This window comes from Vibrio sp. Hal054 (genome assembly GCF_037162405.1).
Lineage (GTDB): Bacteria > Pseudomonadota > Gammaproteobacteria > Enterobacterales > Vibrionaceae > Vibrio > Vibrio diazotrophicus.
In genome coordinates this window covers 2,950,097-2,971,496 of record NZ_JARLUT010000001.1, presented here as the reverse complement: position 1 = coordinate 2,971,496, position 21,400 = coordinate 2,950,097, and the positions used below count along the sequence as shown (strand labels likewise).

Sequence of the window (21,400 nt, the reverse complement as noted above, 5' to 3'; positions counted from 1 at the left end):
ACCGAAAGGTGCCTTTTTTATTGGAAAAATTTGTAATCAAATAAAGCAGTTAGCTACTGAATCTAAGTTAATTTATGCGCCTGGTGGAATCGAAAGGCTATCAATGATTAATTGGATCAGATGATCTTCCAACTCAAATCGGGATTCTAAAATTTGCCCAACTTTAGATAGATCTTCATCGAAAGTTTCCAACTCATCTTCTTCACTTACAGCAGCATACTTATCGGTAAAGTTCAGTAGAGGATCGGTGGTTAAGATGATCTCTGAATAAGCTCGATTAATCTCGTCAGTGGCTTTAAAACCAGTCGATTGCCATTTATTCATCACCATATCGTAGACCTTAAAATGGCCTTCAGAAATATAGTCGACGATTTCCTGACAGAAATACTGAAGTTCTTGAGGTGAAGGGAGTTCTGAAACCGAGGCTTTAGAAGCACAAGGTTGAAGTGCAGCAATTTTGCAATATTCAACAACTACATGCTGTCTCTTCTCTAACCAATGATCGATAACGTCACTGGCTCCGCCCCATTGCTCTTGTGTTTGTTTGAATTTTTTTAGCATGGCCACGCCCTCAAGATAGAGCTATCGTAGGATAGACTGTCCTTTGCACATTTCGCTGTATGAGTAGGATACAGCCTGTTGTTTTCACGAGAGTTTATGTGTGGTAAACAAATAGAGGCAAACTCTGGTATGAAATTAGATTGCCAGTAAAATGAACGAACTGCAAGCAACAGGAGTTTGTATGTTAAAAAATAGTGACCTCAAATCAGCTTATTGGTGTGTTGTTTCAGGAAGTGAACTTTGGACCATTGACGGAACCGTACCATTCGGAACGGCAAAGGATCTTGAACTGCCGATCGAAACCGCAATCGAAGTTGAACAATACAAGGGACATCCGGTTTACTGGCTGAATCACGCCGATCTCGATAAAGATCTTGAGATGACCTCATTGCGTGAATTATTGGTTGTTGATGAAGCATTATTTCTCGCCGCCAGCCGAGCAGTTCAGTATGGACACATGAGCCAAACGTTACGTTTTTGCCCACAGTGTGGTGGACGTAACCATCTCAACCATCGTGATCTGGCGATGCAATGTCAGGACTGCCGAACTCTTCATTATCCACGGATTTTCCCATGCATCATCGTTGCGGTGAGAAAAGAGAATCAGATTCTTCTGGCACAGCATCCTCGACATCAAACGGGTATGTATACGGTGATTGCTGGGTTCTTGGAAGTTGGGGAAACCCTAGAACAGTGTGTGGCTCGCGAAGTGTTGGAAGAAACAGGTATTAGCGTTAAGAACATCCGATACTTTGGTAGTCAGCCTTGGGCGTTTCCTTCCAGTATGATGATGGCATTTTTGGCTGATTTCGCTGGTGGTGATATTCGCCCTGATTATTCAGAGTTGAGTGATGCCCAATGGTTTACACCGAGTGAAATGCCGCCGGTCGCACCAAAAGGTACGATTGCCAGAGCGCTGATAGAACACACGGTTAACGCTATCAAAGATGAATATTCGACGTCGATATAATTAAAAAGCTCGAGAAAACAGGCAAAAAAACCCTCCGGTGAGGGAGGGGGTAAGTAAGATGTCGTTATGAGATGTCGAGTACTGAGTACCCGTATATTATTGTAGTTTTCGCTAGCACCGAGATTTTAAACACTGTTTCAGTTTGCACGCAAATTAACCATTGATTTAAAAGTTAATAACATGATCTAGGTTGCAAAGCTCTGTTCTACAAACCGTAAATCTATGGTCAGTTGCAGGGAAATAAGTGATAGAATACGCGCCTAATTAATAAAGAAACTAAAGAAATAAGCCTAGAAGTTGGAAGCCAGAATGACAGAATTAAAGAATGACCGTTATCTTCGTGCTTTGTTGAAGCAGCCCGTTGACTGTACTCCGGTGTGGATGATGCGCCAAGCAGGGCGTTATTTGCCAGAGTATCGTGCGACACGTGCACAAGCTGGAGACTTTATGTCGCTGTGCAAAAATGCAGAGCTTGCTTCTGAAGTGACATTACAGCCACTACGTCGTTTTCCTCTTGATGCTGCGATTCTGTTTTCAGACATTCTGACTATTCCTGACGCTATGGGTTTAGGGCTACGTTTTGCAGCTGGTGAAGGTCCGGTATTTGACCGTCCTATTACCTGCAAAGCTGACGTGGATAAAATTGGTCTACCCGATCCAGAAGGTGAATTGCAGTATGTAATGAATGCAGTGCGCCAAATCCGCAAAGATCTTAAAGGTGAAGTACCTTTGATTGGTTTTTCGGGTAGCCCATGGACATTAGCGACTTATATGGTAGAAGGCGGCAGCTCAAAAGCTTTTACTAAAATTAAGCAGATGATGTACGCAGAACCAGCAACGCTACATACATTGTTGGACAAGCTTGCAGACAGTGTTATTGAGTACCTAAATGCTCAGATTAAAGCTGGTGCGCAATCTGTGATGGTATTTGATACTTGGGGCGGCGTACTGACTCCTCGTGATTACAACCTGTTCTCTCTGCAATACATGCATAAGATTGTTGATGGTCTCATTCGTGAAAACGAAGGTCGCCGAGTTCCTGTTACTCTGTTCACTAAGAACGGTGGTATGTGGTTGGAAAGCATTGCGGCAACAGGTTGTGATGCCGTTGGTCTTGACTGGACAATCAACATTGCTGATGCCAAAGCTCGTATTGGTGATAAAGTTGCGCTGCAAGGTAACATGGATCCATCGATTTTATACGCTCAGCCAGAACGTATTCGCCAAGAAGTGGCTTCTATCCTCGAAGGTTTTGGTGATGAAGGAACAGGTCATGTCTTTAACCTCGGTCATGGTATTCACTTGGACGTTCCGCCAGAGAACGCTGGAGTGTTTGTTGAAGCGGTACATGAGCTATCCAAGCCTTACCACAACCAGTCTTATAACAAATAAATGAATGGTATACGAAGCGCTCATAATCGAGCGCTTTTTTTTACTTTAGCTATCACTGATTTATACTGCGATAGAGTCAATTACAATCTGGCGAGCCAATGAAGACAAGAGACAGAATCGTTCACGCAGCTTTGGAGCTGTTTAATGAAAACGGTGAGCGCGCTATGACCACCAACCATATTGCTGCCCATCTGGAGATTAGCCCGGGTAATCTCTATTACCACTTCCGCAATAAACAAGAGATTGTACGAGAGATCTTTGCACTTTATTCGAAAGAGCTGATTGAAAGATTTACACCGCTTCAAGGGCAATATGAAAGCTTAACTCTGTTAAAGCACTATCTCGATTCAATGTTCAACTTGATGTGGAAATATCGTTTCTTCTATTCAAACTTGCCTGAAATCTTACAGCGTGATGAGGAACTGCACGTTGAATACATCGCTTCTCAAGAGAAGTTGCATGTAAACTTAATCAATATCATGCAAAACTTCGTCGATATGGAGCTTCTTGATGTTGAAAAAGAAGATTTAGAAACCTTGGTAACCTCATTGCATATGGTCTATTCAGGTTGGCTGGCATATCAATCTGCAATGTCATTGAAAACCGAAATTACCGAGCAAGTGATTTATAAAGGAATGTTACAAATGATCTCACTCGTTAAACCTTGTACCACTCCGCAAGGTTATGAACAGTTGCAACTGCTGGAAGATGGTATTCTGGCACTTCATGTTTAGAAGAGTGACCACTAAGCGTAGGGTTGAAAGGTGATGAGTTATAACCTTTCAATCTTGTCTCTGAACAACGAACGCTGATAGTTTATTGATTAACCCCACTTTTAACGAATTATCAGCCATGCACTACGATGTTTTTAATGGTGATGCCGATGGTATCATATCTCTTCTTCAGCTCAGGCTTGCTCAGCCTATAGAAGCTCAGCTTGTTACGGGTGTTAAAAGAGATATTCAGTTGCTCGATAAACTGAATGTCAAAGCGGGCGATTCTCTCACTGTGCTTGATATCTCTATGCAGAAAAACCATGCAGGGTTACTTGCGGCTCTTGAAGCAGGTGCCGATGTGTTTTATGCGGATCATCATCAAGCCGGTGATATTCCTTCTCACAGTCTGTTATCTGCTCATATTCATTTAGAACCCGATATGTGCACTGCTTTGATTGTCGACAGGTTGTTAGACGGCCGATTCCGTGAATGGGCGATTACTGCCGCTTACGGTGATAATTTGAACAGAGTTGCTGATGAATTGTGTAAAGAGTTGGGGCTAACACAACAAGAGTCACTACAGCTTAAAGAGCTCGGCACTCTTATTAATTACAACGGTTATGGAAAGAGTACTGCTCAGCTGCATTTTCACCCGGAAAAGCTCTATCAAATACTGCTGGCTTATCCATCCCCGTTTGAGGTGATAAAAGATAAATCATCGCCTTTTTATCAACTAAAGGCGGCATATGAAGCAGATGTTGCCCAAGCAATCTCTGTCCCAAGTTTTTATGAGAGCCAAACTTTACGAGTATTTGAACTGCCAGATGAGGATTTCTCTCATCGTGTCAGTGGTGTATATGGCAACTTAATTGCCAATCAATCGCCTTCTCAAGCTCACCTTGTATTGACCAAAATTGACGATAACAGCTTCGCTGTTTCTCTTCGCGCGCCATTAAATAATAAGCAAGGTGCAGGGCAGTTGTGCTCGCAGTTTGTGACTGGTGGAGGACGGGAAGCGGCTGGTGGTATCAACCGTTTAGCCAAGCAGGAGCTATCAAGGTTAATTAACACGCTAGAAAGCTATTACGGAAATTAAAACAGGAAAGCGATATCGCTTTCCTGTTCAAGAATCTATTGAGCAAACGCTTAAGCGGCGTAGTTAATGGCATGCAACTGGTGAATTTGCGGCAAATTAAACTCGTTAGCCTCTTTATGTAAATGTGCAAGTTCTTCAAAGTTATCGATAAGTAACTGAGTTAACTCTGGGTCAAAGTGCTTACCTTTTTGGTCAATAAATTCTTGTAGAACTTCTTCTTTCGCCCAAGCATTCTTGTATGGACGCTTGCTCAGTAGGGCGTCAAATACATCTGCAATCGCCACAATGCGGGCAAAAATATGGATCTCTTCTCCTGCTTTTCCGCATGGGTAGCCGTTACCATCCCACTTCTCATGATGTTCATGCGCGATGATACAAGCCATTTGCATTAGGTGAGAATCGCTCCCTTGTAGCAAGTTTCGGCCAACTTCGGAATGTCTTTTAACCACCTCAAACTCTTGTTTGGTGAGTCTGCCCGCTTTGTTTAGTATCGCATCAGGAACTGCGATTTTGCCCACATCGTGAAGCGGACTTGCAGTATAAATAGTGGTCACCTCTTCATGGCTGAGACCATAAAGCATACCTAATTTGCTTGCAACGCAGGCAACACGTCGAACGTGCAACCCCGTTTCATCTGAACGGTTTTCAAGTATGTCGCCCAATACTTGGATGATTTCTTGTTTTTCTGCAAATCGCTTTTGGCGTTCTGATTCCAGTTGATTTTCATAGGCCACTAAACTGGAGATCTCACGCAGCATCACTATGATGGAATCATGTTCATCGCGATAACGTACCATGCCTTTGTATTTGTAGAAATACAACTCATAAGGAGTACCGTGGATATTGACGATGTTGTACAGGTGCTTGTTCGTTTTATCCGAATCACTGATGGTATTGAAATCAGGGATGAGTTTGTTAACGTTAAATTGTTTATCGTCTAGGTTCATATCCCAATAATTTTGATTGTCGCCTTCGAGGGATTGTAGTGAGAGTATCTTGTGACCTAAACCATTGGCGTGGCGGATATAGCCTTGGTTATCAACACCAAACAGAGGCTGGTCAATACTTTCGATAATCGACAGCAACTGGTTCTTGTTGTTGAGTACTTCTCTGTGGCTCCGTTTGATCTCTTCCAGTTCTTGGTTTGAGTTAGACGATAATTTTTGGTACTCGTAACAGGTGATAGCCTCTCCACGGTCAAAGTAACCGTGAATTAATGAAATCAACCAGTTAATATCATCATGGCTGGCATCCAGCGATTGAATTAAAGTGATGTAAGCCTGACGATAATGTTTTAGTAACCCCGTGTACATATAGAGTTCTATGGCTCTTTTTTGATGCACGATGGCACGATCACTGAAATAAGCTGTGATTTCTTCATCCCAATCATTAAGTTCCATACGGATATTCGGATCAATGGTGTGTACTTTGTCGCTAGATAGCAAAGTATTTAAACCTTTGGAAACGCCAACAATGGACTCTCTCCAAGCCGCACTGGTGTTTGATGTATAGGCAATATAGCCGTACTGGTTCCCTAATGTAATGACATTGTCCGTTAGAATGTCAGTGCTATCTGTGATGAGCTTTTTCGCTTTTTCAGTAATAGACATAATGATTATGGGTTTGGTGAATAGACGGTTTAATTTTAACCTGTTTTGCTGAGGGAATTACGGCGTGGAGTGAGAGATAAGGGTTATCTGACAACGCTTTGGCTTTGTACCTATTCGAAAAATGGCACAAGTAAAGATGGGGTTAATTAATATAGATAACTAATAGATTTGGCTTATAAATAGGGGCTAAATCAACGCTAGGATATCAGTGGATACTGACGTTACAGAGTGGTCGGTTTCAGTAATAGGTTATCGAGTCAGCCAAGTGCGAGGATTTTCAGCACGGCTATTACGTCGCACTTCGAAGTATAGGCTAGGTCGGGATTGACCGCCGGTATCGCCAGCCAGCGCAATGGTTTCACCAGCGGTAACCTTATCGCCCTCTTTTTTCATCAAGGACTGATTGAAACCATATAAGGTCATATCGCCTTTACCGTGATCTAACAGGACGACTAAACCATAACCTCGAAGATACTCCGCAAATACAACCGTGCCCGGATAGACAGCGGTGACGGCTTGACCATAATTGGCAGATATCACGATGCCTTTCCAATCCACCTGACCGGTTTGACGCTCGCCAAAATTATGCAAAACGGAGCCCTTAATTGGCCAAGCGAGTTTGCCGCGTTGCTGGCTTATACCATCCATAGGGATGGCATTACGTTTCGCTGCTTTGGCTATTTCAGCTTTCAGACGTGTTTCATTACGTTGCAGTTCTGCAAGATACACTTTGTCGCCTGAGATGCTCTTCTGAATCTTGTTTACCGTGCCTTTACGCTGAGACTGGGTCTTTGCTAGCTGATCACGTTTTTGGGTTTGTTCTTCTAACAGCGAGGCAATTTGGTCTCGTTCTAGCTGTATCTGTTTCTGGCTTTCTTCGAGCTGTTCTCTAGTCTGTTTCAGCGCTTGAATGGTCTCACTACGTGCTTTGGCTAAATGTTGGAAGTATTGACTGATGCGGTCTTCTTCTACGTTGTTGTTGAGTAAGTTGCCGTTTGCGGTTGAGTTTTTAGTGATGTAATAAGTCTGAAGCAGTTGTTCTAACTTATCAGCTTGCTGTGTGCGCTTTGCTTCGAGTTCTTTTATTTTCGCTTGAAGTTTGCTGATGTTTTTATTTGCAGATGTGAGCTCTCTTTTGGTGTCTTTGATCTGCTTTTCAAGATTCGAAATATTGATCTCTTGTTGTTTCAGAGATTGTTGTAATTGATCAAGCTGGCTCTGTTGTTTGGTCAACTCTTGTTTCTGGCGAGATATTTCCCCCGTTACTCCTTTGAGTTCTTGCTGTGAAGCGGCAAAAACATTGGATACAGACAAAACAGAAAAACAGAAAAACAACGTCACTGTCATGTGGACGAGGTTGTGCTTTAGGTCGTGTCGTAACGTGATTGTCATATGGGGAGTATGTTCGCCAATAGATTCAATGAGTAACCAGTATACTCAAAGAGTGGAATGAGGCGAGTGCCGGATGCAAAAACTTTGTCATAGTATTTGCCTTATAGCGAAATTTGGCGATAAAAAAGCCCTAACTGAGTTAGGGCTTCCACAATCATTTCGCAAGTTCTACTTATTTGTAAATAACTTGACCAGACATTTCTGCTGGAATTTCAGTGTCAGTCAGAGCAAGCATCGTTGGTGCTAGGTCTGACAGTTTACCGCCTTCGATAAACTCGATGTCTTTGCTACCAACATATACTAGTGGTACTGGAAGGCTAGTGTGTGCAGTATGTACGCCACCCGTTTCTGGGTTGATCATCATTTCTGCGTTACCGTGGTCAGCCGTGATAAGTAGTTGACCATCCACTTCTTTGATTGCTTCAACAACACGACCGATACATTCGTCAACCGCTTCACAAGCTTTAACTGCCGCTTCGTACACACCTGTGTGACCAACCATGTCACCGTTCGGGTAGTTACAGATGATAGCGTCGTATTTGCCAGATTTGATAGCCGCTACAAGTTTATCCGTTAGCTCAGCAGAGCTCATTTCTGGTTGAAGGTCGTAAGTTGCCACTTTTGGTGAAGCAACAAGTTGACGCTCTTCACCAGCAAATTCATTCTCAACGCCACCGTTGAAGAAGAAAGTTACGTGTGCGTATTTCTCAGTTTCAGAGATACGTAGCTGAGTTTTACCTGCTTTCGATAACCATTCACCGTAAGTGTTTTCTAGTGATGCTGGTGGGAAAGCGGCTGGTAGTGGAATGTCAGCTGCGTATTGAGTCAACATAACAAAGTTAAGAGCAGGGAATACTTTACGCTCGAAACCAGCAAAATCAGTAACGAAAGTGCGAGTGATTTGACGCGCACGGTCAGCACGGTAGTTCATGAATAGAACCGCGTCACCGTCTTGCATTGCAGCAGACTCTTGGCCTTCTGCACGGAGTTCTGTAGCTTTAACGAACTCATCGTTTTCATCACGAGCGTATGCCGCTTCTAGAGCTGCTAGAGCAGAGTCGAAAGTGAAATCACCTTTAGCTGCAGTTAATAGGTCGTAAGCTTTTTCTACACGTTCCCAGTTGTTGTCGCGGTCCATAGCGTAGTAACGACCAACTAAAGATGCGATACGGCCTTTGCCTAGTTTTGCGAACAGTTCATCAAAACGTTGTAGAGAACCTTCAGCGCTACGTGGCGGTGTATCACGACCATCTAGGAAGCAGTGTAGGTAAATCTTCTCTGCGCCACGAGCTGCTGCTAATTCGATAGCTGCGTAGATGTGATCTTCGTGAGAGTGAACACCACCTGGAGACATAAGACCCATTAGGTGAACCGCTTTACCAGCAGCAACGGCGTTATCAATTGCAGTTACTATTGCTTCGTTTGTTTGGAAATCACCGTCAGCGATAGATTTAGTGATGCGAGTTAGGTCTTGATAAACAATACGACCTGCGCCGATGTTAGTGTGGCCTACTTCAGAGTTACCCATTTGACCGTCAGGTAGACCTACATCCATACCAGAAGCCGAAATCAGAGTATTTGGGTTGTTTGCCATCAATGCATCCATCACAGGAGTGTTCGCATTGTTGATAGCATTGTTGCTGCTGTCTTCACGGTAACCCCAACCGTCAAGAATCACTAGAGCCATTGGCTTCTTAGCTGACATACTTATAACCTCGTCAAATTCAAAGTAACTAAAAACTGAAATTAGCGTAATTTTACTACACTTTATAGCCGTTACTGTAGGGCAAGATCAATGATTCTCCCTATCGTTGCAATAAAATGTAGCCAATTGATCAAAAAAATTGTCTCAAATTGCTTGTTTATTCTTATAGTTAGTAAACTAAAAATAGTTCGTTAGTAGACCAAAATACTTGTTCCAGCGACGGCGACAATCGCGCCTAGCCAAGCAAAACGGTTCGGCCTTTGCTTGGTATAGATCCAAAGTATAGGCAATAGCATGATAGGTGTAGTGGAAGAAAGCAGAGCTACCATGCCGACATTCCCCTCACGCAGGGCATACAAGATCAGCGTCATGCCCAGCGCCATACCGATAAAACCGTTGATGGTAGTAATACCAAAAATTTTCCAATTCATTTTCTGAGTCGGGCGTGCAACGCGAGTTCCTGTCGCTCGTAGCAAGCAGTGGGCGACAAACGCCGTCAGCATTCGGATTGAGGATGCAGCTACAGGATCAATATCTGTCTGCATAATTGGTTTTGCAATCACACCACCCAAAGCTTGGCATAGCGCTGCGGTTAATCCTAAGCCTAGCCCTATCCAAACGTTGCCATGCACCATTTCTAAATGGTTGCTGGCTTGTCCTCTTCTGCCGAAAAAGATGGCAGTCAATACACCAGAGAAAACCAGCGTTGAACCTAAGAGTTCAATAGGCGTCATGCTTTCGCTAAAGAGAAAGTATCCCAGCACCGTTGAAAAAACGGCATGACAAGAGAAAAGCAGTCCAGACTGGCGAGGCCCCATACGGTTCAAGCAGGCAAAGAGTGCGGTATCACCGATGAATATGCCGATAAGTCCCGACAGCATCATTGGTGGAACGGCTGATGCTTCTACCGTTGACCATCCACCAGTAATCAGCGCCATTGTGGCTAAAATGGTAAACGTTGATCCCATTCTCCATCGGCTATAGGCAAAGGTTCCAAGATGTCTGGCGGGAGTAACAGAAAGTAAACTGGCAATAGCCCACAGAAATGCCGCAGCAAGCGCCAGCCATTCATAGCCCATGATTGATCCTTGAGAGGGAGAGAAAAGGGTCCTCAATATGCCATCAAGATATGGGAAAACAAAGTAAATTCATATCATTTACGATGGAAGCAACAGCAGCTGTATTGGTGCTTTTTATGGGTAGTGCAGCGACAGGAAAACTTTTTATAGCTGAAAACAAAAATCTCCCTTGTACAAGGGAGATTTTGAGAGAGGGAAAGTCGGCTAGGTGAGTATCCAGGTAGCGATATACACAATCAACAAGCCAACTACACCAATGATAACACCTGCTTTTGCCATGTCTCTGCTTTCGATTAATCCTGTTGAATACGCCAGTGAATTCGGTGGTGTAGAAACGGGCAAAATCATCCCTAAAGAAGCTGAAAACGCGACAACAACCAGCAATCCCTGAATACCACCAACATCGGATAAGCTTTGCATCGATGTGCCAATTGCGGCTGCTATCGGCATCAACAAGTTCGCGGTTGCGGTATTTGACATAAAGTTCGCCATTAACCAGCAGATGATTGAGAGCGTAATAACAACGGACATTGGTGATAGAGACTCATAATCAATCGCGTGCGCGAGAGCTTTTGCTAAACCGGTTTGTTCTAAACCAATACCAATGGCGATACCACCGGCAACCAGCCAGAGTACGTCCCAGTTGATTTGTTTGAGCTCTTCTTTGCCCATAATGCCAGTTAAGGTAAATATCGCTAGCGGGATTACTGCTACAACATAGGTGTTCATACCGTGTAGCGAGGTTGTCATCCATAGAAGTATGGTTGCAGCAAAAGTGATGTACACCACGATAGCTCGCCAACTGCGCATAAACGTTCCTTCAAGTTTAAGCGTCATAGATGGTTGAGAAGAGGGAAATAACTTTTGTAATAAGAACCATGCGAAGGTGAGCTGGATAAAGACAAAGGGCAGACCCATCTTCATCCAAGATAAGAAACTAATACTGTGTTCACCTGTTAGGTACTGTAATGCAATAGCATTGGGCGGTGTACCTATTGGGGTGGCAATACCACCCGTGTTTGCCGCAATAGGGATACACAACACTAAAGCTTTAATACCTAAATCGCCCTTGGGTGCAGATGCCACAATAGGCCCCAATAATGCCAGCATCATTACCGTGGTTGCGGTATTGGACATAAACATTGAAAACACAGAGGTAATCAACATTAGACCAAGCATGATAAATCTCGGTTGAGTACCAAAAGGCTTGAGCAGTACTCGGGCTAAGTTGTTGTCCAACTCATATTTTGATGCCGCGATTGCCAGTGCAAAGCCACCCATAAATAAAATGATGATGGGAGAGGAGAATGCACTAAATATTTCAGTGTAAGGAATGAGTACACCTAACTCATGACCTTCGGAAGGCGCACGAAACCAATGCAATCCTTTATTTGAGATCATGATGAGCTCAAGAGTGATGATGAATATCGAAGTTGCAAACACAGGTACAGGCTCCAATACCCATAAGAGCGCTGCAAGTAAGAAGATCGCCAGCAATCGATGCTGTATCAGAGTGAGGTTATCAATGGGAATTGCATCTATTGGCATCATCAGGACACCAAGAGGAATCAAAAGACACACTAACAGTTTTATGAGCAACATGGGTTGCAAAGTCGGCATGGGTACATCCTCACTCCAAGAAGAATGGCTAAATCTTAACCCATTGAAATAATAGGGTCTTAGAGCGGGGTTAAAGTTTTGTTTTTTTGCTGAGATAAAAGGTGGATGTGTGGGATAGGTCAAAAACAAAATGCCCAGACTCAGCTGGGCATTTTAAAAGAGGAAAACACGTTTATTTGTTGATGTGAGCGTATGGTGTACCTAGTTGAGTTGGTACATTATTTTTCATGCTCTCATCAAAGCGGATTGCATCTTTGGCAAACAGGTTAATGACCGTTGAGCCAAGTTTAAAGCGACCCATTTCTTCGCCTTTCTTGAATGAAACCGCGTTGTCACCCGTCGCTGGATAATCCCAACGGTAAACCGTGTTACCACGAGGAGGTGTTACAGTTCCTGCCCAAGTTAGCTCAATGCTACCAACGATAGTTGCACCTACTAATACCTGAGCCATTGGACCAAACTCTGTATCGAAGATACAAACTACGCGTTCATTACGCGCAAACAGGTTTGGTACGTTTTCAGCCGTTAGTGGGTTAACTGAAAACAAATCACCTGGTACGTAAATCATCTGACGTAAAGTGCCATCACATGGCATGTGTACTCGATGGTAGTCGCGAGGAGATAAGTACAGTGTTGCGAATTCGCCATCACGGAACTCTTCAGCCAATTTAGCATCGCCACCTAACAGCTCTTGTGCTGAGAAGTCATGGCCTTTTGCCTGAATCAACTGTCCATTGTTGATAGGGCCAAATTGACTCACGCAAGCATCAGCTGGGTGAGTAATCACTAATTCATCTTCAACAATAGTGCGAGCACCAGGCTTTAGTTCACGCACAAAGAATTCGTTGAATGTTTTAAAGTGCTTTGGATCTGAATGCAGAGCTTCATCCATGTTCACGTTATATTGTTTGATGAACCAGCGGATAACGGCTGTAGTTAGACCACCCGCTTTAGCTGAGGCTAACTTACCGACTAAGCGAGTTAAACCGTGTTGTGGAATCCAATACTGCAGTCCAACTTTAATTTTATCCATTGTGTTTCATTCCAATGTGTTTAGGTCCAATGTGTTTAGAACAATGGGCCAAATTGTCTGTTCTTCTCAAAAGGTCAGCAAACCTTGAGCTTTGGGCGCGAGATGTTACTGAAAATCGCCACAGGTGTCAGCAATTTGGTTATAAATGGCAACAAAATCTCGCTATAGATCCGCTTTCTTATTACGCGAATACTGACGATTGGCTTTGTTTTCATCCATACTTTCGATGATTCTGTGATAGTTCTCGTATCGAGTTCGGCTCACTTCACCTTTCTCAACGGCTTCTCGTAATATGCATCCGGGATCATCACCGTGTTTACAGTCTCTGAATTTACAACCGCCTAAATAAGAACGAAATTCCACATAAGCTTTTGTGATGTCATCTGCTTCTAAATGCCATAAACCGAACTCACGAACTCCCGGAGAGTCTATCAAGTCACCGCCAGATGGAATGTGGTAGAGACGAGCCGCAGTAGTTGTGTGTTGACCTAAACCTGAAGCTTCAGAGATAGCCCCTTCTTCTACCGACTCGGCTAATTCTGGCATCAGTGCATTGACTAAGCTGGATTTGCCCACGCCTGACTGACCCACGAAGATATTGATCTTATCGCGCAGTTTCTCTTCCAAAGCCGTAATGCCTTCGCCAGTTTGCTTACTGACGTAAAGCACCTCGTAACCGATGCGCTCATACTCAGCCAGAGACTCTTGATACTGCAAGCGCTGAGCGTCAGTTAATAAATCAATCTTATTGAGAACAATCAGTGGCGCAATTTCCAGTGTTTCTGAAGCGATGAGGTATCGGTCAATGATGTTGAGCGATAATTCAGGCAATACAGAGGAGACGATAATCATCTGGTTAACGTTGGCAGCAACTGGCTTTAAACCGTCATAATAATCAGGGCGAGTTAATACTGAGGTTCGAGGTTCTACAGCCTCAACTACGCCGGATATTCCCGCCAGAATTTCATTGCCCGGTCGCCAAATCACTTTGTCACCAGAGACGAGGCTTTCAATGCCGCGTCGTAAGTTGCAGCGATGAATCGTTCCTGTTTCCGGATCTTCAATGTCAGCATGTTGACCAAAACGAGTAATAACCAAGCCTAATTTTGCGCTTTCAAGCATCGACTCTTCCCATTGCACGGAGTCTTCTTGCTTAAGTTTGCGATGTTGGTTGTTTCTTACTCGCCTCACTTGGCCTTTAGTTAGCTTTTTTTCTTTGCCACTATGATCTACTTTTATGAATTCGATGGTACTGATGAATTTGATTGAGTTTGGTGCCAAATTTGAAGCTGTACACATTTGAGTAAATGCGTTGAGCTAGGTTTCTTGGCTATCTGAATTTGGGTATAGTACCTCTTTTATCGACAAACCCATATAGGCACTCACTTATGTCTTATAGCGATCAAAATCTTATTTGGATCGATTTAGAGATGACTGGCTTAGACCCTGAAGCTCACAAAATCATCGAAATTGCCACTATTGTCACCGATAGTCAGTTAAATATTCTAGCGGAAGGACCTGTGTTGGCGATTCACCAACCAGAGTCAGAGTTAGACAAAATGGATGATTGGTGTACCAACACGCACACAGGTAGCGGTCTGGTAGAGCGTATTCGCCAAAGTTCAGTGACAGAAGAACAAGCCGTTGCACAAACTATTGAGTTTCTAGAAAAATGGGTTCCTCGTGGAAAATCACCGATTTGCGGTAATAGTATCGGACAAGATCGCCGTTTTCTCTATAAACATATGCCGGAATTAGAAGAGTATTTCCATTACCGCTATATCGACGTTAGTACTTTGAAAGAGCTGACTCGCCGTTGGAAACCTGAAGTGTTGGACGGTTTCTCTAAGAAGGGGAGTCACTTGGCGTTGGATGATATTCGCGAATCAATCGCAGAGCTTAAGTATTATCGTCAAACCATCATGTCGATTTAAGCGTATATACATGAATCAAACCGCAGCAATCGCTGCGGTTTTTTTATGGAACGGGTAGAAAGGCAAGTTGAGCAACACTTTGAACCACTTTGGTAATACCACGATTAGTTTTATCGGCCACGATCAAGGCCATCATGTCCTGAACCATAACCATTTTGGAAAACAACCGATCAAAGCTGATGTCGTAATCTGATTCTCCCATGCGGTTTGATAACAGAAATAACTCACCTTTACTGTCCCTGCGTTGATAGAGGCGCCAGACAAAAATTTCAATGTTACGAGCGCTGTTATAAAGGGATTGCTCATTTAATGAATCGATAATGAAAAATTCCTGCTGGTGGTTGTAAGATCGCCTGAGCATCTCAGTTAAGCCCACCATAGCGGCGAAAACCCTATCTCCCTGAAAGTTTTCATCGAAACTAAGAAGAATCGCATCAATACCAGTGACACCGTTTAGTTCATCAAAAATCAAAGAGGGAACTTCAATCGTATTGTAGGTGCCGAATATCTGTGCCATACGAGCGTTCACACTCATGCCGGAACTTTTTCTGAGTTGCCAAGGATTTCGAACGTAAAGTTTTCGAGTCAATTCCATCAGCATTTGTTTTTGCTGTTTGGCGTGAACATCCATAACAAAATCAACATCACTTTTCCCTAAATTGCGCATAGGTTTTGGCATTGAGCCACAACCAGATAGGAAGAAAAAAGTGGTGATCAGCACCAGCAGTAGTGAAATTTCACGCTTGAGTGGCTGAGGGATTAGTTTTCTCAATCCATTTTCCTTTTTACTTTCCTTGTCAGAAGCTTTCAAAGATGGAAGCTTTTACGAATGTCAGTTTACGCAGATTTTAGTGCTGTACGGTTAAAAATACGTCGGTCGCAAAATAAGTTGCAAATAATTCTGTCAGAATAACGGTTTATCTCGCATAATGCGTGGGCTCGAATTTAAGTGAAACCTTAAATGACTAACCGAGAGTGGTGGTCTTTTAAGCAAAATGCGCTGTTTGCGGATGCTTTTTAGTCAAGCGATAAAAAAAAGAATTTTTTTTCGTTAAGGGCTTGCATCACACAAAAATGCTCTTATAATTCGCAGCCCTGAACAACGGAAACGTTGTTGATGCGACACTAGCTCAGTTGGTAGAGCGCAACCTTGCCAAGGTTGAGGTCACGAGTTCGAACCTCGTGTGTCGCTCCACTTTCTCTAGTTAGAAAGCGAAAGCTCTCATTGTGCTTAACAATGATTACGGACGCGGGATGGAGCAGCTTGGTAGCTCGTCGGGCTCATAACCCGAAGGTCGTTGGTTCAAATCCAGCTCCCGCAACCAAATTTAGATTAAACGCAAAATGCGGTTAATCATGCGACACTAGCTCAGTTGGTAGAGCGCAACCTTGCCAAGGTTGAGGTCACGAGTTCGAACCTCGTGTGTCGCTCCACTTTCTCTAGTTAGAAAGTAAAGCTATCATCGTGCTTGACAATGATACGGACGCGGGATGGAGCAGCTTGGTAGCTCGTCGGGCTCATAACCCGAAGGTCGTTGGTTCAAATCCAGCTCCCGCAACCAAATTTAGATTAAACGCAAAATGCGTTTAATCGTGCGACACTAGCTCAGTTGGTAGAGCGCAACCTTGCCAAGGTTGAGGTCACGAGTTCGAACCTCGTGTGTCGCTCCAGTTTGAAGAGTTACACACCCTTTAGAGCGCAAGCTTGCCAAGGTTGAGGTCACGCCTTTTTGTTAAGAGATGGGAACCTCGAGTGTCACTACAAATTCCTTTCTTTAAGTAGAAAGTAAAGCTCTCATTGTGCTTAACAATGATACGGACGCGGGATGGAGCAGCTTGGTAGCTCGTCGGGCTCATAACCCGAAGGTCGTTGGTTCAAATCCAGCTCCCGCAACCAAATTTAGATTAAACGCAAAATGCGGTTAATCATGCGACACTAGCTCAGTTGGTAGAGCGCAACCTTGCCAAGGTTGAGGTCACGAGTTCGAACCTCGTGTGTCGCTCCAGTTTCTTTCTTTCATTAGAAAGTAAAAGCCTTCATCGTGCTTAACGGTGATACAATACGGACGCGGGGTGGAGCAGCTTGGTAGCTCGTCGGGCTCATAACCCGAAGGTCGTCGGTTCAAATCCGGCCCCCGCAACCAATTTCAAAATGTTAAAAGTAAACTGCGCTTGTTCGCAGATTTTTTTCTTTTAATACTGCAATTATTTGGCAATCTGCCAATGCTCTTTCTATAATGCTGTGAAGCATAAGCCCCCTAATAAGAAATTCTCCTATCTTCATAGGCAGAATACCCCCAGATAAACGCAAATCATAAACTTGCCTCTTTATCCCTTTGATACTGTGTGTTCAGGCATTCTTTGTACTGTTCATTAACAGACTTATCCACAAATTTTGCATGTGGATAACTCAGTGAATAATTTGTTTTTTACAAGAAAAAATGCTTGAGCTAGTAGGATCTTTTGCGGTAATAGAGATTGTGCGAATAACGGGTTTTTTCTTTAACTATATGATTTTAATGAGAATGTAATGTTCTTGATGTTGACATTGACAGTCAAAAAACGATCATTAACTGTATTTTCATTGATCCTAATCATTTCCTGCTAATGTGACTAACTTTTCTCAAATATAAAAATAGACGCGTCTTTAAAATTTTTTCCACATTGGTGCATTTTGAGAACCGTATCAAAGAATATGCTTATTAATTGTGCGTAATCGGATGGTTTATTGGCTCACTAGGCGTCTCTCGGAAGACCTTTCTCGATAATACGAATTAGCCTTTGATGGCTCGCGATGGAGCTTGGTAGATTCGCCAATTGCTTTTCAATAGCCCAATTTAAGTGCACATCTAAAGTCTCTGATTGGTCTTTAGCATTTTCTAAAGCAGAAACAATTTTTTCCGAATAGGGAGCATTGCCTAGTGCAATGGCTATGTTTCTCTGCCATTGCAGATGACCAATTCTTCTAATCGCAGAACCTTCCATTTTTTGCAGGAATGTTTTTTCATCCCATTCGAACAAACTCAATAAGTCTGGTGATTCAAAAGACTCTCTGCGATGAAAGTCTTTTTTCTGTGTGAGTTCGGAAAAGCGATTCCAAGGGCAGACGAGCTGACAATCGTCACATCCATAAATACGATTTCCCATCGCTGTACGAAATTCTTCAGGAATAATACCGTCGAACTCTATGGTGAGATAGGAGATGCACTTCCTTGCATCGACAATACCATCAGCGATAATTGCACCCGTTGGGCAAGAGGTGATGCAGGCTTTGCATTTGCCACATTCATTTTCCGACGGTGTATCCACGGGTAGAGGAATATCTACCAATAGTTCACCAAGGAAAAACCAAGAGCCAGCGTCTTTGTCGAGAATAAGTGAATGCTTACCTGTCCAACCCAATCCTGCTTTTTGGGCAAGAGGGCGTTCCAGGATTGGTGCAGAGTCCACAAAAGGACGATAACTTAACTTTTCGACTTCATTTTCTATTTTTTCACCGAGTTTTTTCAATTGGTTGCGAACTAATTTGTGATAGTCACGTCCAAGAGCATATCGGCTTATATAGGCTTGAGTCGGATCAGACAAGTTCGAAGCGAATTGTGCTTGTGGAGGCAGGTAGTTCATCCGTGCACTAATAACTCGGATTGTTCCAGGAAAAAGCTCCGCTGGACGAGCACGCATCATCCCGTGCCTTGCCATCCAATCCATCTCGCCATGATATCCGGCATCTAACCACTTTTGCAGAGCCGCTTCATGCTCATGAAGATCAATATCGCAGATGCCTACTTTCTCGAAACCGAGTTCAGTAGCCCATTGTTTTATTTGATCAGCGAGTGCTTGATAGTTCATGGCGAAGTATGTACTAGGATTAATAGCCTAAAAGGGAGCGGATCTTAACGGATCTCACCAAGTGGATCTAGTTCAAACTCGAACCACTCAAGGTAAAAAGATAGGATCTTTACGTTATTTAGCGAGTTCATACAGACATTTTTCTGTTTGCTTACACAAGAGATCTTGTCTCTCAATTCGATACCAGTTTACTATTCGGTTTCTATTGGTTTTTATATAGTCATTGGGATCTAACGATCCTGAGATGAATTTGAGAAAGTATTGAATGAGCACTAAGACGTTTATTTTAAAAGATGAGCAAGAGACGGTAAAACTTGGCACAGCGCTATCAAAGTTGTGTTCTCAGCAAACGACCCTCTATTTGCACGGAGATCTTGGTGCTGGCAAAACAACTTTTAGTCGTGGTTTTATTCGTGCTTTAGGTCATCAAGGTAATGTGAAAAGCCCAACATATACATTGGTTGAGCCCTATCAATTAGCCGATTGGCAGGTTTATCACTTTGACCTTTACCGTTTGGCTGATCCTGAAGAACTAGAGTTCATGGGGATCCGCGACTATTTTACAGCCGATGCAATTTGTTTGGTGGAATGGCCAGAGAAAGGCCAAGGGCTATTGCCGACATCGGATATAGATATTGAAATTCGTTACGATGGTGAACAACGCCAAGCGTTGCTGACAGCCAATAACGATTATGGACGTACGTTACTGAGTCAGTTGGAGTTATGTTGATAGGATCGCGCCTGCGCCTTTTTGTAGTTTTTTTCACTTTAGCGATAGCATTCATCACTTCTAATGCGAGTGCCAATGTTCTAGAGGGAGTTCGTGTTTGGCCCTCTCCAGACGAAACTCGAGTGGTGATAGATGTTCAATCGGAAGTTAGTTTCACCTATTTCACTCTGACTAGCCCCGAAAGGCTAGTGATTGATCTTAAAAATACCTCATCTAAATCCAAGTTACCGATGAAGGTAACGGATAGTGATGTATTGACGAAGATTCGTGCCAGTTCTCCTCCAGACAAGGGGACTTATCGTCTGGTGTTTGAGTTAAAGAAAAAATCCCCAGCAAAACTATTCACATTAGCGCCGACTCCCGGCGGACAATATGGGCACCGTCTGGTTGTTGACCTACCTCATGATGATGCTTCATCGCAAGGCGGTTCGAGCTCTGGTTCTCCAACTCAGGTGAGCAGAGATGCCTCTCAATTTTATGGAAATGCCAATATCGTCGTTGCTATTGACGCTGGACATGGCGGTGAAGACCCCGGTTCCATCGGTCCAACTCGCAAATACGAAAAGAATGCAACGCTGAGTATCTCAAAGAAGTTAGTTGACCAGTTGGATGCAGTTCCGGGAATTAAAGGTGTTCTCACTCGTCGCGGAGATTACTTCGTTAACCTCAATAAACGTTCAGAAATTGCTCGTAAGAATAAAGCCCATTTGTTGGTTTCGATTCACGCTGACGCATTTAGTTCGCCGAAACCGAGGGGAGCTTCTGTGTTCGTTCTCAATACACGTCGTGCGAATACGGAAATTGCCCGTTGGGTTGAGAATCATGAACAGCAATCCGAGTTGCTTGGTGGTGCTGGGCAGGTATTAGCCAAGAACAACAGTGACCGAAACGTAAGCCAAACCTTATTGGATTTACAGTTTAGCCATTCGCAAAAAGAAGGCTACAAGGTGGCTACCAACATCCTGAGCGAAATGGGTAAAGTAGCACACCTGCATAAAGCAGATCCGGTCAATGCCAGTCTTGCTGTTCTGAAATCACCGGATATTCCTTCAGTTCTTGTGGAAACTGGGTTTATCTCTAACCCTACTGAAGAGCAGTTACTCTTCCAACGTAGCCATCAAGACAAACTGGCTCGTGCCCTTGCAAAGGCGATAACCCAATATTTTGAAGAGAACCCGCCAGAAGGGACACTTTTCGCGAATCGCAATAAGACTCAAAAATACAAAGTGCAGCGAGGCGATTCACTCTCTGCTATTGCCCACAAATACGGCACGAGCATTGAAGCGATTAAACGAACCAACAAATTAACCAGTAACAGTTTATCGGTTGGTCAAGTCATCACAATTCCGGGTGGTATTTCAAGCCCGATTCCAGTTCCTGTCGTGAGTAATCCGGTAGAAACTGAAACAATTACCCACACGGTGGCGAAAGGTGATTATTTGGGTAAGATCGCCAGCACTTATAAAGTTTCTGTGGCTGAGATTAAGCGTGAGAACAGTTTAAAATCTGACACGCTCAAATTGGGACAGAAATTGAGAATTACTGTGAGCCTGAAAGATAAGCCTTTACGCAAACACACAGTGAAAAGAGGCGAATACTTAGGCAAGATATCTAGTCAGTATGGCGTTGATGTTGAAAGTGTCAGAAAAGCGAACAATTTACGCTCCGATCAGCTCGCCGTCGGACAAGTGCTCATTATTCCAAACAAGTAAT

The 21,400-nt window shown here is 43.5% G+C and carries 17 protein-coding genes and 8 tRNA genes; 15 read left to right on the top strand and 10 right to left on the bottom strand.

The annotated features are described in order from the left end of the window. Window positions 1-72: 72 nt before the first annotated feature. Window positions 73-561, bottom strand: a complete 489-nt coding sequence (gene rsd / locus P4S58_RS13870) for a sigma D regulator (RefSeq protein ID WP_102955623.1) — start codon at window positions 559-561, stop codon at window positions 73-75. Between the two features lie 151 nt (window positions 562-712). Between rsd and nudC the strand changes: the two genes are divergently transcribed. The 4 genes from nudC to P4S58_RS13850 all read left to right on the top strand — a co-directional run bounded on the left by nudC (window position 713) and on the right by P4S58_RS13850 (window position 4,735). Beyond that, window positions 713-1,531: an NAD(+) diphosphatase gene (nudC, locus tag P4S58_RS13865; RefSeq protein WP_373279456.1), complete on the top strand. Its 819-nt coding sequence runs from the start codon at window positions 713-715 to the stop codon at window positions 1,529-1,531. A gap of 309 nt (window positions 1,532-1,840) precedes the next feature. Continuing rightward, window positions 1,841-2,923 (top strand): uroporphyrinogen decarboxylase, encoded by a 1,083-nt coding sequence (gene hemE / locus P4S58_RS13860; RefSeq protein WP_102964692.1) that lies wholly within the window; start codon window positions 1,841-1,843, stop codon window positions 2,921-2,923. A 98-nt stretch (window positions 2,924-3,021) separates the two neighbouring features. Further along, entirely contained in the window at window positions 3,022-3,657 is a 636-nt protein-coding gene (locus tag P4S58_RS13855; protein WP_042490205.1) for a TetR/AcrR family transcriptional regulator, read from the top strand. 118 nt (window positions 3,658-3,775) lie between these two features. Further along, on the top strand, window positions 3,776-4,735 hold the full coding sequence (locus P4S58_RS13850) for an acetyltransferase (RefSeq protein ID WP_102964691.1): 960 nt from the start codon (window positions 3,776-3,778) through the stop codon (window positions 4,733-4,735). A gap of 50 nt (window positions 4,736-4,785) precedes the next feature. Here P4S58_RS13850 and P4S58_RS13845 read toward each other — a convergent pair whose 3' ends face one another. The 7 genes from P4S58_RS13845 to rsgA form a co-directional block, all read right to left on the bottom strand. Continuing rightward, window positions 4,786-6,345, bottom strand: a complete 1,560-nt coding sequence (locus tag P4S58_RS13845) for an HD domain-containing phosphohydrolase (protein ID WP_337164294.1) — start codon at window positions 6,343-6,345, stop codon at window positions 4,786-4,788. A gap of 249 nt (window positions 6,346-6,594) precedes the next feature. Next, on the bottom strand, window positions 6,595-7,737 hold the full coding sequence (locus P4S58_RS13840) for a murein hydrolase activator EnvC family protein (RefSeq protein ID WP_180980208.1): 1,143 nt from the start codon (window positions 7,735-7,737) through the stop codon (window positions 6,595-6,597). A gap of 172 nt (window positions 7,738-7,909) precedes the next feature. After that, on the bottom strand, window positions 7,910-9,442 hold the full coding sequence (gene gpmM / locus P4S58_RS13835) for a 2,3-bisphosphoglycerate-independent phosphoglycerate mutase (protein WP_102955616.1): 1,533 nt from the start codon (window positions 9,440-9,442) through the stop codon (window positions 7,910-7,912). 191 nt (window positions 9,443-9,633) lie between these two features. Continuing rightward, on the bottom strand, window positions 9,634-10,521 hold the full coding sequence (locus tag P4S58_RS13830; RefSeq protein WP_102964688.1) for a DMT family transporter: 888 nt from the start codon (window positions 10,519-10,521) through the stop codon (window positions 9,634-9,636). 204 nt (window positions 10,522-10,725) lie between these two features. Continuing rightward, window positions 10,726-12,141, bottom strand: a complete 1,416-nt coding sequence (locus tag P4S58_RS13825; RefSeq protein ID WP_042490215.1) for an SLC13 family permease — start codon at window positions 12,139-12,141, stop codon at window positions 10,726-10,728. Window positions 12,142-12,313: 172 nt separating this feature from the next. Next, window positions 12,314-13,174 carry an archaetidylserine decarboxylase gene (asd, locus tag P4S58_RS13820; RefSeq protein WP_102964687.1) on the bottom strand — a complete coding sequence of 287 codons (861 nt, stop codon included), beginning with the start codon at window positions 13,172-13,174 and terminating at the stop codon, window positions 12,314-12,316. A gap of 162 nt (window positions 13,175-13,336) precedes the next feature. After that, the gene (gene rsgA / locus P4S58_RS13815) at window positions 13,337-14,473 is read right to left on the bottom strand and encodes a small ribosomal subunit biogenesis GTPase RsgA (protein WP_337164293.1); all 1,137 of its coding nucleotides are present in this window, start codon (window positions 14,471-14,473) and stop codon (window positions 13,337-13,339) included. 89 nt (window positions 14,474-14,562) lie between these two features. Here rsgA and orn point away from each other — a divergent pair, with 89 nt between their 5' ends. Next, the gene (gene orn / locus P4S58_RS13810; protein WP_042490222.1) at window positions 14,563-15,108 is read left to right on the top strand and encodes an oligoribonuclease; all 546 of its coding nucleotides are present in this window, start codon (window positions 14,563-14,565) and stop codon (window positions 15,106-15,108) included. 43 nt (window positions 15,109-15,151) lie between these two features. Here the strand turns inward: orn and P4S58_RS13805 are convergent, their stop codons facing one another. Continuing rightward, window positions 15,152-15,844, bottom strand: a complete 693-nt coding sequence (locus tag P4S58_RS13805) for a hypothetical protein (RefSeq protein WP_337164576.1) — start codon at window positions 15,842-15,844, stop codon at window positions 15,152-15,154. Window positions 15,845-16,227: 383 nt separating this feature from the next. On the opposite strand from P4S58_RS13805, the gene P4S58_RS13800 reads away from it, so the two are divergent. The 8 genes from P4S58_RS13800 (at window position 16,228) to P4S58_RS13765 (ending at window position 17,252) form a co-directional block, all read left to right on the top strand. Beyond that, window positions 16,228-16,303, top strand: a tRNA-Gly gene (locus P4S58_RS13800). Between the two features lie 53 nt (window positions 16,304-16,356). Beyond that, a tRNA-Met gene (locus tag P4S58_RS13795) sits at window positions 16,357-16,433 on the top strand. 33 nt (window positions 16,434-16,466) lie between these two features. Further along, window positions 16,467-16,542, top strand: a tRNA-Gly gene (locus P4S58_RS13790). Between the two features lie 51 nt (window positions 16,543-16,593). Next, window positions 16,594-16,670: transfer RNA gene (locus P4S58_RS13785), tRNA-Met, on the top strand. Between the two features lie 33 nt (window positions 16,671-16,703). Next, window positions 16,704-16,779 (top strand) — tRNA-Gly (locus P4S58_RS13780). Window positions 16,780-16,928: 149 nt separating this feature from the next. Further along, window positions 16,929-17,005 (top strand) — tRNA-Met (locus tag P4S58_RS13775). A 33-nt stretch (window positions 17,006-17,038) separates the two neighbouring features. Continuing rightward, a tRNA-Gly gene (locus P4S58_RS13770) sits at window positions 17,039-17,114 on the top strand. Window positions 17,115-17,175: 61 nt separating this feature from the next. Continuing rightward, window positions 17,176-17,252: transfer RNA gene (locus P4S58_RS13765), tRNA-Met, on the top strand. Between the two features lie 592 nt (window positions 17,253-17,844). Here the strand turns inward: P4S58_RS13765 and queG are convergent. Continuing rightward, window positions 17,845-18,957, bottom strand: a complete 1,113-nt coding sequence (gene queG, locus P4S58_RS13760) for a tRNA epoxyqueuosine(34) reductase QueG (RefSeq protein WP_102964733.1) — start codon at window positions 18,955-18,957, stop codon at window positions 17,845-17,847. Between the two features lie 265 nt (window positions 18,958-19,222). Here queG and tsaE point away from each other — a divergent pair, with 265 nt between their 5' ends. After that, on the top strand, window positions 19,223-19,687 hold the full coding sequence (gene tsaE, locus P4S58_RS13755; RefSeq protein ID WP_042490231.1) for a tRNA (adenosine(37)-N6)-threonylcarbamoyltransferase complex ATPase subunit type 1 TsaE: 465 nt from the start codon (window positions 19,223-19,225) through the stop codon (window positions 19,685-19,687). Continuing rightward, entirely contained in the window at window positions 19,681-21,399 is a 1,719-nt protein-coding gene (locus tag P4S58_RS13750) for a LysM peptidoglycan-binding domain-containing protein (RefSeq protein ID WP_102964732.1), read from the top strand. Before tsaE ends, P4S58_RS13750 begins: the two co-directional genes overlap by 7 nt. Window position 21,400 lies beyond the last annotated feature (1 nt).